The 13,636-nt window shown below is 35.7% G+C and carries 10 protein-coding genes and 1 pseudogene; 7 read left to right on the top strand and 4 right to left on the bottom strand.

Features of this window, described 5'->3' with window-relative positions:
- Positions 1–45: 45 nt before the first annotated feature.
- The gene (locus NMD99_RS05210; RefSeq protein WP_309166915.1) at positions 46–1,512 is read left to right on the top strand and encodes an IS4 family transposase; all 1,467 of its coding nucleotides are present in this window, start codon (positions 46–48) and stop codon (positions 1,510–1,512) included.
- Positions 1,513–2,006: 494 nt separating this feature from the next.
- A complete protein-coding gene (locus NMD99_RS05205; RefSeq protein WP_309165739.1) occupies positions 2,007–2,240 on the top strand; it encodes a hypothetical protein in 234 nt (77 codons plus the stop codon).
- Here NMD99_RS05205 and NMD99_RS05200 read toward each other — a convergent pair.
- Positions 2,233–3,225, bottom strand: a complete 993-nt coding sequence (locus NMD99_RS05200) for an ankyrin repeat domain-containing protein (RefSeq protein WP_309165738.1) — start codon at positions 3,223–3,225, stop codon at positions 2,233–2,235. The two genes, NMD99_RS05205 and NMD99_RS05200, sit on opposite strands and share 8 nt — an antisense overlap.
- Before the next feature lie 1,465 nt (positions 3,226–4,690).
- Positions 4,691–5,705 (bottom strand): annotated as a pseudogene (locus tag NMD99_RS05195) (IS110 family RNA-guided transposase).
- A gap of 384 nt (positions 5,706–6,089) precedes the next feature.
- On the opposite strand from NMD99_RS05195, the gene NMD99_RS07990 reads away from it, so the two are divergent.
- The 4 genes from NMD99_RS07990 (at position 6,090) to NMD99_RS05180 (ending at position 10,992) form a co-directional block, all read left to right on the top strand.
- The gene (locus NMD99_RS07990) at positions 6,090–6,536 is read left to right on the top strand and encodes a carbamoyl phosphate synthase preATP-grasp domain-containing protein (protein WP_373457542.1); all 447 of its coding nucleotides are present in this window, start codon (positions 6,090–6,092) and stop codon (positions 6,534–6,536) included.
- 26 nt (positions 6,537–6,562) lie between these two features.
- A complete protein-coding gene (gene carB, locus NMD99_RS05190) occupies positions 6,563–9,391 on the top strand; it encodes a carbamoyl-phosphate synthase large subunit (RefSeq protein ID WP_373457541.1) in 2,829 nt (942 codons plus the stop codon).
- Between the two features lie 129 nt (positions 9,392–9,520).
- Positions 9,521–9,682: a hypothetical protein gene (locus tag NMD99_RS05185; RefSeq protein WP_264688451.1), complete on the top strand. Its 162-nt coding sequence runs from the start codon at positions 9,521–9,523 to the stop codon at positions 9,680–9,682.
- Between the two features lie 29 nt (positions 9,683–9,711).
- On the top strand, positions 9,712–10,992 hold the full coding sequence (locus tag NMD99_RS05180; protein WP_253309624.1) for a hypothetical protein: 1,281 nt from the start codon (positions 9,712–9,714) through the stop codon (positions 10,990–10,992).
- A gap of 291 nt (positions 10,993–11,283) precedes the next feature.
- Here NMD99_RS05180 and NMD99_RS05175 read toward each other — a convergent pair whose 3' ends face one another.
- Together NMD99_RS05175 and NMD99_RS05170 are read right to left on the bottom strand one after the other, a co-directional pair.
- Entirely contained in the window at positions 11,284–12,099 is an 816-nt protein-coding gene (locus NMD99_RS05175; RefSeq protein WP_253309623.1) for an SDR family oxidoreductase, read from the bottom strand.
- A gap of 5 nt (positions 12,100–12,104) precedes the next feature.
- Complete coding sequence (locus NMD99_RS05170; RefSeq protein WP_309166945.1) at positions 12,105–12,749, bottom strand: alpha/beta hydrolase; 645 nt, start codon at positions 12,747–12,749, stop codon at positions 12,105–12,107.
- Positions 12,750–13,002: 253 nt separating this feature from the next.
- Between NMD99_RS05170 and NMD99_RS05165 the strand changes: the two genes are divergently transcribed.
- Positions 13,003–13,158 carry a hypothetical protein gene (locus tag NMD99_RS05165; protein WP_253309621.1) on the top strand — a complete coding sequence of 52 codons (156 nt, stop codon included), beginning with the start codon at positions 13,003–13,005 and terminating at the stop codon, positions 13,156–13,158.
- Positions 13,159–13,636 lie beyond the last annotated feature (478 nt).

The raw sequence follows: 13,636 nt of genomic DNA, 5'->3' as shown, positions 1-13,636 counted from the left end.
TTAACTTTCTACTATAAATAGATCTATGGTCTAAAAATGGAATATATTATGAAAGGAAATATAAGCACCTCAACTGGTGAATGGGCAGAAAGTGAATTTGGAATTGTTGATTTTGGTGATATAAGATTAAGTAGGAGGCTTTTAAAAATAGTTAATAGTCTTGCTGAATCGCCTGAACGTTCAATAAATCAAGCTTGTGAAGATTGGCATCAAAGTAAAGCAGCTTATAGATTTTTCCAAAATGATGCCGTTTCTGAAAGAAAGATATTATACAGTCATATAATTAAAACTGTTGAAAGAGCTAAAGAATATTCAACTATTTTAGCTATCCAAGATACGAGTTATATTTCATATAAAAATCATAAAAAGACCAAAGGATTAGGGATTATAGCAGCAAGGTTAAAATCTGAAACAACTAATTTTAAAACCCATGGATTAGTGACGCATACAACATTTGCAGTTACAACAGAAGGATTACCTATAGAGTTATTGGGTCAAAAAATTAGTACTAGACCTCCCTTAGCTGAAGATCTAAAAGAGTTGAAAAAAAGATGCCATAATACCGCTCTTCCCATAGAAGAGAAAGAAAGCATACGGTGGATAGAATCACTTAAAGACTCTACTAAACATCCTGGATTAAAAGATGTTAAGGTAGTTACCGTTTGTGATAGAGAAGCAGATATTTATGATTTATTTGAAGTTGCTTCCACTAATCAATCTCTTTTTGTAGTAAGAGGAAATCAAAACAGAACAGTAAACAAGAAATCAACTTATTCTGAAAAAGGTGGTGAAAGATTGTGGGATTTGATGAATCGCCTGTCTTGTCAAGGAGAAATTCAAGTGAATATTCCTGCTCGCAATGATAAACCTCAAAGAACAGCAGTTTTAGAAGTAAAGTTTAGTAACTTTGTGATGAATGCATCAAAAAATAACGCTAGACGTAAAATCCAAAAACTTCCTAATTTAAATTTACATGCTGTTTATGTTATAGAAAAATACCCACCATTTGGTGAAGAGCCTATGAACTGGGTTTTGTTGACAAATATAAATATTAATAATTTTGAAGAAGCAGTAGAAAAAATACAATGGTATTGCTTAAGATGGAGAATAGAGGTTTTTCATAAAATTTTGAAATCTGGTCTTAAAGTTGAAGAATGCAGGCTACAAACAGCAGATAGATTGATCCGCTTTCTTACAATTATGAGTATAATTGCATGGAGGATATTTTTTATCACATTGGTAGCTAGAACAAATCCAAATCTTCCTTGCACTACCATACTAACTGATGATGAATGGAAGGTTTTGTATACCAAAATGCTTAAGACAAAAAACTATCCTGAGACCCCACCACCTATAAGAGAAATCGTGAGGTGGGTAGCAAAATTAGGAGGGTTTTTAGCTCGCAAAAATGACTTAGAACCAGGCCCTATAGCTTTATGGAAGGGATGGAAACGTCTCTTTGATTTAGCAGAAGGATGGAGACTTGCTCACGAACTTTATATTTGTGGGTAATAGTAAGGTTCTTTTGGGGAGACTATGGTTATGAGACCAAATCGCTGATTTCAAGGTCATAAGTCTCTACCAGACCTTACAACTGCGAGTTTTAACTGATTTTACTATAGATCAACAAAATTGAGAACCACCATCTATATTTAATATCACTATTATAAGAATATGATGGATTATGCTTTAAAGGAGTGCAAAAGCTGCTGAAGTTTTTACAGCAAACCTGCATGGAGCCACTTCAGCAGAATAAACAGAAAGTTGCTCCCACTGCTCCATAGAAAATAGCTTCCTTATTAACATCCTTACTCATTGCTAATACTCCGTAATGGTCAATAGTCATAAACTCTCACGTGCAACTTATACATTTATTTTATTATATTCACTGTATTACTTTTTTAAAAGCTTTAATTTACCTATAACCCTAATCCATCTATTATCAAGAGAAGAAAGGTAATCTAGTTGGTTGGGCAAATGCCGCCTTTGAGTAGGTTTCATTTAGTTTGTCACTAGGTCTTGATACCGCACACGTAATACCAAAAGCAACAATTCCAACTACCAGTGCAGCAGCTATGCCAGCTATAACTAACGCTGATAACCCGACATTTGCAATACCAAACCCAACACCGACTGTCAATGCAGCTATAACACCACGAATAACAGCAGTTTTTATTGCTTTACCTGTTATGTTTCCTCCCTTTTCTTGGGAGATGTATCATATTTTCTTTCTTAGCTAGGTCTCCTGAAGGCTGAAGCACTGTCATTTAGTTTCTGTATGTCAGTATTGCTAAGATATTTAGCTACTTTTCTACAAATTTCTTCAGGCAATTTACCTCCGATATCAGAGTTTTGAATGCGTACTGTACCCTCATTCAATAAATTCTCTCTTTTGATTCCTTTCTGATATTGATTTTCTATTTCACCAGCATACATAGGAAACTCACTTTTGTAGTCACTTTCTTCCAATACTTCTACTATATTTTTGTTCCGTATATAACGCGCTAATTTGTTGTCATCCTTGCTTGTCAAAATATTATAAAATGTAATATTACCATCGATCTTTTCTTTTTGCATTTTTTTTACTTCATCTTGGCAATTATCCCAAAACTCAGACATCTCACCATGACCATCAACATAGCGCGGTTTTATTGCTTCAGGATCATACAATAAAATGTGCTTAATGAGAGTTTTGCTACACTCTGTGTAACGAGAACGAATAGCACAAGATAAAGGAGTAGATACCCCTTCATAATAAAAGCTCTCATTGACATCAATTTCTCTTATATTTTCTAGTAGAGCAGAAACTACTTCTACTTGATTGCTTTGAACAGCATAACCCAAAGGAGTATAGCCATTAGCCTCTCTTTTATGAACCCCTCCATTTTTTATAAGAATTTTTATAATTTCTATGTTACCAAATCTAGTGGCGTCATATAAAGGAGTTGATCTGCCACAACTTGCATTAACATCTGCCCCTCTTTCCATTAAGGCATTTACTACTTTTACACAGCCAAATTCAACAGCAGAAGTCAATAATGTATCATCTTCATGATCGCCAAAAATAGCAGAATCTATATTAAAACCATTTTCTTCCCACTTTTTGTACAAAAGAGGATTTCCTTCCTGCAGGCTACCCTTCACTTTTTCAATTACATTGTTTTTATTCAAAGTAGAAGAAGCATCTACTCGCTTCATTAAATTCCGTAACTCAAAATAATCCATAATTACCTCAACTTTCAACATATAATTTAATTATTGCATATTTTAATGAGAAAGTCAATATTTATAAACTTCCTTGTGTTTTATATAAGATTATTAGCAATTGCTTTAGTTCACTGTAGCTTCAGAAACATACCTTATCTTCAGCACCACAAAATTTTCAATTATTTACTCCTCCAAAAATCACAAAAAACTACGTATATTCGTGAGAACGCGTTGTGTAAAAATAGGGTTGTGCAAATAAAGGTGTGAAATTTTTGCAATAAAGCTAGGTACGTTAGTTCGCACCTAAATATCACAAAAATAGGCTAATATAGCTGGTTTTGCGGTATAGTAGAATTACTATATTAAAGGTTCGAACAGAACGAGCGGTAGCTCACAGAAATGCAAAACTTACTTGACAAACTCCGTCAGCCCCCTTATCATGAAACTGAAGGTATTCAGTTATCTTCATCTGTGCAGATTAAACAGCAAAAAAACAACGTAGTTGGCGTCTTATTTTTAATTTTTTGCACTATGTGCACCTTATGTCTTCACAACATTTCTGGGTTTTTACCCACACAAGCTGAAACGCGCTTATAAGTCGTTTAAGACAGTATAGTACGCCAATTTGCAGGATTAGAGAGTGACAACTAGCTAACACGGGATTTCTTTTGCCTTTTTTTCTGCTTAGTAAATTTCTTAAACATTTGAACTAAGGTGAGTTGCACTTAAAAGCAGCTAAATTGCAGTGTTTAAGACTTAAAAAAACGCCAATACAGAAAATAGACAATGACCAGGGCTTCTTTTGCCTTTTTTTTCGTTTAGTAAATTTCTTAACGTTTGTAGCTAAACGACAATCGTCATCCCGCTGCTTGTTAGCGGGATCTCTTGTTAGCGGCTGAGATACCGCGAATGAATCGCGGTATGACGGTTAAGTATCCCGCTACGTGTTAGCGGCTAAGAGATACCGCGGCGGTATGACGGTGTAGATAGTAATTCGTCATCCCGCTACGTGTTAGCGGCTAAGAGATACCGCGGCGGTATGACGGTGTAGATAGTAATTCGTCATCCCGCTACGTGTTAGCGGGATCTCTTGTTAGCGGCTGAGATACCGCGAATGAATCGCGGTATGACGGTTAAGTAGGGTGTCATTCCAGTCTGGGATCCAGTCTTTATTATGCAGCCACTTGGTTAAAATTAAGTTTTCTGGATCCCAGTGTCAGCTACTCGGATGACAGGAGATACCGTCTTGTTAGTCAACAAAAAAATTATAAAAATTTCCCAAGTTGCATCATAAAATCAAAAAATACTTCCAATTGTGTAACAGTACACAGATTATAGTTAGTGGATATGTTGATAAGTAAACTTCATCTGTTTTGTGCGTATAAAACTAATTTACTTATCAACATATCCACTAACCAACAACATTCAATAAATTTGTGTAAGATACCACTTTACATAAGATAGATAGGAAGCATTTTTGATTTTAAAGTACTAAACCTTCAGTCAACCTCCTAGCCCTGTAGTTTTTGATATGGTTAGGATCAAAAGCACTTTTGGATGTCAGAATACCGAAAATGATATGGAGTAGCTTACGCATTGCAGCACCAACGATGGCCATATTATGCTTACCCTTTTCCTTTAATCTTTGGCAAAAGCTCATAATGATAGGATTGTGATTCTTAGCTACTATGGCAGGAAAGAAAAGTGCCTTACGTAATGTTTGTGAACCGGATTTACTTAATCTGGGTTTGGCATATACAGAGGAACCTGACGTCATATTTCGTGGTATAACTCCTGTATATGCTGCCAATTGCCTGGCATCTCTAAAAACCTCTATATCAGAAACTTCAGCTAAAATAGCTATTGCTGATTCTTCTCCTATGCCTGGAATAGTCAATAGAAGTTGAAAATTTTCCAACAATTCTTTGTGTTGATTTAATAGTTCACGTACGGAGTTTTTTATTGTTTCTATTTTTTGAGCTATATTCATTGCAAGGTCTTCCCAAGCATTTGCAACTTCTTTAGGCAGTCTCTCTTTTTTTCTAAGTGGTTATTTACTAATGTTAACTCATCTTTTAACGCAACTGAGCAACGATAAAGATGTTTTAATTTTTTCATTTCAGGAGAAGGTGGTGTCCAACTAGAAGGTTCCTGTCTTTGGCAATAATCAGCAATAACTTCTGCATCGGTCTGATCATTCTTTTGTCGTATCAGCTTACTCCTTGCATAAGATTTTATGCAATAAGGATTTACAACACTTACAAAATGTCCAGCATTGTGTAGAAATTCAGCCAGTGCTTCGCTATAACAACCAGTAGATTCCATGCAGGTTTTTACTTTTTCTACATTATGTTTGTGTAGAAAATTCAGTAGACTTTGAAACCATCGTTCTTAAAGCTTCTTTTTCTAGTTTCACGCTTTCCTTTTTTGCTTATAAATGAGAGAAAAACATCAAAGCGATCTTTTGATATATCTATGCCCAAAAAGTTGTTGATCATATATAACCCCATACGTTACCATTAAAAATGAAAAGTAAGGCTAGTCTTGTGAATACAGAATTAGAACCATTCAGGTCTTTCTACGATACCGTCCAGCCTATACTTTTGAGAAGGGAATTCTTATCTCCTCTACAGATTTTATATCTAAGAAGAAGCACAGAGTTCCTCCCTTCTCCACCTAATGCTTAAGCTTAAAACATTAGATGCTTTTGACAAGATACAAGAAGAAGGCTACTTGGATGACGCCCTCCTAGTGGACTCAAATCACAATGTTCGTACAGTTATGCGTCAAGCCTAAAAACAGTTAGCTAATAGGTTTAATAAAAATTCACATATACAGGAAAGATTGGTAACATTATTTGAACAGAAATCGTTATTGTAATTATGCCAAAACGCACAGATATAGAATCTATATTAGTAATAGGAGCAGGCCCAATAGTTATAGGTCAGGCATGCGAGTTTGATTATTCCGGAACGCAAAGCTGTAAAGTATTAAAAAGTGAAGGTTATAAAGTCATTTTGGTTAACTCCAACCCCGCAACTATAATGACAGATCCTGAGTTTTCTGATGCAACTTATATTGAGCCGGTACTGCCTGAAATCATAGAGAAAATTATAATTAAGGAGATGCCAAATGCAATATTGCCAACAATGGGCGGGCAAACAGCACTCAATTGCGCAATAAAACTTGCAGATGATGGAGTGTTAGACAAATACAATGTAGAATTAATAGGGGTAAATAGAGAAGCAATAAAAAAAGCAGAGGATAGAGAGTTATTCCGTCAGTCCATGGATAAAATAGGGCTAAAATACCCAAAAGTATCATTATAAAAAATCAAGAACAAATAAGAAAGGCTTTGGATTACATTGGATTACCAGCAATCATCCGCTCGTCATTCACCCTTGGTGGTGCAGGTAGCGGCATAGCATACAATAAAGAGGAGTTTTTCAATATTGCAGAAAGTGCTCTCAAAATTTCGCCAATAAATGAAGTTCAGATAGATGAATCAATTATCGGCTGGAAAGAATATGAAATGGAAGTTATCCGTGATTGTAAAGATAACTGCATAATAGTCTGTTCGATAGAAAATATTGATCCAATGGGAGTGCACACCGGAGATAGTATCACGGTTGCTCCTGCTTTGACTCTGCGTGACGTAGAATACCAACAGATGAGAAATGCATCTATAGCAGTGCTAAGAGAAATTGATGTTAGTGCCGGTGGTGCAAATGTTCAGTTTGCAGTGAATCCTAAAGAAGATGGAAGCCTCGTTGTGATTGAAATGAATCCAAGGGTTTCTCGCTCTTCTGCACTTGCTTCAAAAGCAACAGGTTATCCTATTGCAAAAGTTGTAACTAAACTTGCTATCGGCTATTCACTCGATGAGATACGTAATGATTGCGCTCCAGTTATACCTGCTGCATTTGAACCAGTGATTGATTACATCGTCACTAAAATTCCTCGTTTTGAATTTGAGAAGTTTAAGGGGACGAATTGTGAACTATCAACTTCCATGAAATCAGTGGGGGAAGTGATGTCGATCGGCCGCACTTTTAATGAGTCGCTGCAGAAAGCTTTTCGCTCGCTTGAAACTGGGCTTACGGGACTTAATGAAGTATTTCCTGAAAATACTGATATTGATCACATCAGATCTCAATTAGCAAAATTGCTGCCAAACAGATTACTGATTGCTGCTGACGCAATGCGTCATGGAATAAGCATAGAAGAAATAAATTCGATTACAGGATATGACTTATGGTTTTTGCAGAATATACAGCAAATTATATTAGCTGAACAAAAAATCAAGGAAAACGGCCTTCCTGAGACTGCATATGAAATGTTAGAGCTGAAAAAAATGGGGTTTTCAGATGCAAGATTGGCAAAATTAAGCAATAAGAAAGTAGAGCAAATTGAAGAAATAAGAAAAAAATTTGGCATTAAACAAGTTTATAAGCGTGTAGACACCTGTGCAGCTGAATTTGAATCGAGCACTGCTTATATGTATGGCTGTTATGAGGGTAACACAATGATGTCATTCCAGCGCGTGACGCTGGAATCCAGAGATAAGGAAGAATGGATCCCAGTGTCAGCTACTCGGATGACAGAGGGAATGGAGTGCGAAGCAGATGTTTCTGACCGAGAAAAGGTTGTCATTTTAGGAAGTGGTCCAAATCGCATTGGTCAAGGTATTGAGTTTGATTATGCATGCGTACATGCAGCTTCTGCCGCCAAAGAAATGGGGTATGAAACAATAATGATCAACTGTAATCCAGAAACCGTTTCAACTGATTATGATACCGCTGATCGTTTATATTTCGCCCCACTGATTGCAGAGGATGTGCTTGAAATACTAAGTAAAGAGCAAGAAAATGGCACACTGGTTGGTGTAATAGTTCAAATAGGTGGTCAAACACCTTTAAAGTTAGCCAAAGTGCTTAACGAGAGAGGTTTCAAAATTCTGGGAACTTCGTTTGATTCTATTGACCTTGCAGAAGATCGCATGAGGTTTAAAAACCTTGCTTTGCAACTTAATTTAAAACAACCTGAAAGTTCTATCTGCCATTCAGTAAAAGAAGCGTTAACCAACGCAGAAAAGGTGGGGTTTCCACTAGTAGTCAGGCCATCATATGTCCTCGGCGGTCAGTCTATGTCGATTAGACACGATACTCAGAGCTTTAAAGAGTATGTCTTGAATCAAACCAAAATTTTTGAACACGGATCGCTGCTTCTTGATAAATTTTTAGTCAATGCAGTTGAGGTTGACGTTGATGCTGTGTGTGATGGGAAAAAAGTTTTCATTGCAGCGGTCATGGAGCATATTGAAGAAGCTGGTATCCACTCTGGCGATTCAACATGCTCAATACCGACAAATACATTGAGTGACGAAGTAATAAAAGAGATCGAGCTCCAAACTGAAAGAATAGCTCTTGCACTAGAAGTGAAAGGTCTGATAAACATTCAGTTTGCTGTTCAAGAGAGTTATGTATACATACTTGAAGTAAATTTACGAGCTAGTCGAACCGTTCCTTTTATTTCCAAGGTAATCAATATTCCTATTGCAAAGCTTGCCACTCAGGTTATTTTGGGTAAAAAATTGAATCAGGAAAACAAGCCTTTCAATCATTTTGCAGTTAAAGCTGCTGTTTTTCCATTCACGCGCTTTTCGGGAATTGACACTCTACTTGGTCCTGAAATGAAATCAACAGGAGAAGTAATGGGAATTGACTCATCGTTTGAAGCTGCACTTGCAAAAACGCACATGGCTGCAGGATACAAGTTACCAATAGAAGGAACAGCTCTGGTTTCAGTAAAAGATGATGATAAAGAGTATATATTGCCTGTTGCACGAATGTTGAAAGAACTGAGTTTTGAAATATATGCAACCAAAGGCACAGCTTTATATCTGAATAATAACGGCATTGCTGCAAAAGCTGTAAATAAAGTGAGAGAAGGCAGACCCCACATAGTTGATATGCTCAAAGATGGAAAAATAAATCTAGTAATCAATACTTCAAAAGGTGTGAAATCAGTCTCAGATAGCAAAGATATCAGGAGAACTGCTATTTTGCAAAATATAGCTTATAGCACCACAGCTTCTGGGAGTAAAGCGTTAGTGCTTGCAATTCAATATGTAAAGAATAGCAAATTGGAAGTGAAATCATTACAGCAGATACAAAACGTTTAAATGCCAAACGAAAATAATTCATTACTCTATCTCAAAATTGTGGTAGAGTAATGTAAGTCAAATTTTTTTACTGACTTGCCTATGTATTATGGTATTTGTTAAAGAATTATTGAATAACGGTTATGCAACATGAATAAGGTAAAAAGGAAACGAACTCAATTTTATCAGCCTTATCCATTACGTAAGACGAGGAAAACAGAAGCAAAAAATACCCAAGAATTATATGATCCAACACTAACTGATATTAGGTTAGGCGAAAGTGATAATCAACAAAGTTTGGAAGTAATATAAAAGATCCGATGGAGTTCTCTCGCAGTGATTTGTCAAACAAAACAGATGAACACGAAAGTGATAATCGACTACAGAACTTTAGTGATTATGATTCATATGATAGTTCTGCTGATGGTAATCAGACGCCTTGTACTGAACCAAGTGATTGGGACTCAAATTCGAGCTGTAGTTCAGATTATTCTTATTTTCCGGAAGGTGGCTCACTTTTAATGGATCTAGAAATACCATTAACTGAAAATGAAGAGAAGCTGATTGATGAATTTTGTAAGGAGATGAAAAAGGTGGAAGAAGAAAATAACAAAGGAAGTGCTTTAAGGCTTGTTCGAGACATAACAAATAAATATTTAGGGAAAGGGATAAGACTAAATTCATGTTATGGTGATCGTTATAGAACTGTAACAAATTTGATATTTGAAGAAATAATAGATGTTATCAATAATGAAGGCCTATGCCCTAGCAGTAAAGCGCATGCATTTAGAGGTCAGGATGTTTCCTGTAACAATGAAGATCAAGATGATGACAACACGAATGAAGCACTGGAAGATGGTAATTTAGACATCATAAGAAACACCATTAGGGATTTATTGTTAAAAGGTGGGAAAGTAGAAAGAGGTCTTTTCGATGGTGGTGAGCTAGGACATGTAACTTCTGATTCTGATTATGTAAATGATCTCTTTGCACAATGTAAGGAAATTGAAAACGATCTAAAAAATGCAGCATATGAAAGTATTGTAAACAAAAATGAGCAAGCTCAAAAGGACAAATTAGAATTAAAAGTAGAGATAGATAATGAGTGCTTTTGTATAAAATATCCACAAGATAGTACTGTTGAAGTTGCAAAAATCCTAAGCAATGAAAAGAATAAAGGTTTAAACTTAAGAGTTGGTATACTGCAAATTGGGAAAAGTATAGTAAGAGTTGAAAGCTACAACGGAAAAAGAAATTATCTGGATGTTTGTAAGCAAGGTGTAACATTATCTTTTGATAGTGAAGCAGGAAAAATCAGTATTCATCTAAATCCTAAGGAAAATAGTAATGAAATAGAAGTAAAGATTGATAAGGAGAGCGAAGCAAGGCTTAACGAGTTAGAAGATAAGGGGAAAAGTTTAGGAGAAAACTGTCTTTTAGGAGGAAAAAGCGTTCTGGAAGCTATACGAGATGGAAATTTTGAAAGAAATAGAAGTATTATACCAACTAGCGTAATTGAACAGCCAAATGCTGCAACGAATACTCCACAATCTTACCTAGAGAACATTAGTCTGAGCGGACACAATTACAGAACTAAACGTATTGATTCAAGGCATGGCTAATGTGCAAATATTGAAGCAAAAGTGATCAGTGCTTGACACTGCTCTCCTTTGTCATCCCAGTGCCCAGACACTGGGATCCAGGAATTTTATTAAGTTGGTGAGCATAAAAATAGCTGTTTTACGTTAAAATACAATGTTTTGATGATTATGGAAAGGCTGGATTCCAGTGTCAAGCACTGGAATGACACCATTTGTTGTAAACTTACTTTTTTCTTGATTTTTTGGTTTATCTCGCCTACCTATTTTGCCACTTTGCTGAACGGATACAACTAAACAATAGGTCTATCTACTTCATTCTAATGTGATTTCAGTTTTTTTTACATGCAAACTCTCTAATCCCACCTTATAGTTAGGATAAATTAGAGAGACATTAAGATCTTTTTTAATTTTAACATTACTTACTTTTTTTGACCCTAAATAAAAACTCTGTGCATAATCTGGTAAGGAAGAAACCTCAATTGGCTCTGGAGGACTAACATTGAGGAGTTTGGCTGCATACATTATCACTTCAGATTGTGTAGTGGGTAAATCATCTGCACAATTGTATACTTCACCAGGTTTTATGTTTTGCATGGAAGAAAATAGAATGTTCGATATATCTTCAACGTGAATACGAGAAAAAAAATGCCCTTCTTTTTTCACATTTTTTGCTTTGCCAAGCTGCAAGTCAATTAACACGTTCCTACCAGGACCGTATATTCCAGCTAAACGAAAAATATGTACAGGCAGTTTGCTATTCAGCCACTTCTTTTCAGATCTAAGGCGCTTTTCTCCTCTGATTTCTATAGGTTTTGTTTCAGATTCCTCATTCACCCAATTACCAGAGTAATCACCATAAACGCTAGTTGCAGACAAATAACCAAACCATTTAACATTTTGCAGGCAATCACCATATCTCTCCATAACATCATCACCATCTGGAGGAATAGAAATTAAAACGTGCGTTGCGCTTTTAAGCAGATCTTGACTAACTTTCTCATAATTAAAGAGGATTACATTTTGTATATTTTTACTTCTTGATGTGCCACTGACTTTCCAACCTAAGTTCAGCAGTTTTTTCGATAAAAATTTAGCCACATATCCATAACCAAAGCAAAACAAGTGCATGAAAATTAATTTTTAAAATTCTTCTTGATAAATTCTACTCCTAATTTTATCCCCTCTTCATTAATAATATGCCCTAATGCATGAATTGGGTGCCCTTCAACATTTATTCCATTTTCTTTCAAAGCTTTAACCGCTAAGTCGAGGGACGAAAAAGGTACCACGTCGTCAGCATCACCATGGATAACACATATGTTAGGTTTTGACTTGATCTCTGGTGCAGTTTTTGAAGGTGAAAGAAACCTACCAGAGTATGCAACAACTGATGCACAGGATTGAGAGCGGGTGAGAGCTGTATGTATTGCAAGCATTGCTCCTTGAGAAAATCCAACCAAAGAAAGTTGCGTATCTTTTAAATTAAGCTCCTTTAATTTTGTATCAATGAAATGATTTACAATTGATGTAGCATTTTTTACTCCATTATATAGCGCTTCCTCACTACGATCTTCCAAGCTGAACCACTGATAACCATCACCTATTTCTCTTTCAAACGGAGCATTGGGTGCTACAAAATATGACTCGGGTAAAAACTTGCTCATAACTTTAGCAAGGTGAATGAAATTATCGCCACTTGAGCCCCAACCATGTAAAAAAATAATCAAATTTTTCTTATTTCCGCCTGCACAAATTTCTTGGCCTTTAAGTTCAATCATTTCTTTTCCTTTTGCATTTATATTTTTATTTAACACTAATTTTCAAATTTGTAAAAACATACTGTGATTGCTGTTGAATGATGGAGAGACATACTCCATTATTTTATACCTATAGCTAACTGAAAAAAGGTTACCTCAGAAGGGATAAAAAGGTATAAAATGGCTTTGGATAAGGTAGAATGATGCCAAAGTGAGGATCTGAGGGAACGTGTTTTGAAAGTAGTAGACGAGAAAAAAATGACTATGGAGGAAGATGTTCAAAATTGATAGAAAAACAATATATTGGTGGAGGAAAAGAAGAGAAGAAACAGGAAGCATAAAACCATCTTCAGGCTATCAAAAGGGGCATAGTCATAAAATTAAAGACTTAGATAGCTTTGTCGAATTTCTAGATGAAAATCAGAGTTGAAAAGATAATTGAAAAATTTGGCAATATGTGCAAAGACAAAGTATATAACTACCTTAAAAAAGTGAACTATATGTATAAAAAAAACTTTTCTCTACCAGGAAAGGGATGAAGGAAAACGAAAGGAAGTCATACAAAAGGTAGCAGAAATAAATGAAGAAAATTTAGTATTCATAGATGAATCAGGTATAGAAGACAACGAATTTTATGAATATGGATGGTCTCGAAGAGGAAAAGGGCTATTTGCGGAGAAACCAGGATACAAAGGAAGAAATAATTGGAGCCCTAAGTGAAGAGGCACCATGAGGAATATTGCAACAGTGAGCTTTTTGAAGCGTATGTTGAAAATAGGCTTATGCCAATATTAAAACCTGGCTAGGTTTGACAATGCGAGTTTTCATAAGTCTGACAAGACGAAAGAATTAATAGAAAGGGAGTGTTAAATAAACTGTGTCAAACCGAAAAAAAAGTAATAAATTGA

It is taken from the genome of Wolbachia endosymbiont of Listronotus oregonensis (genome assembly GCF_031205055.1).
Taxonomy (GTDB): Bacteria; Pseudomonadota; Alphaproteobacteria; order Rickettsiales; family Anaplasmataceae; genus Wolbachia.
Note: the sequence above shows the minus strand (reverse complement) of the source record. Positions and strands in the feature narration are given on the sequence as shown.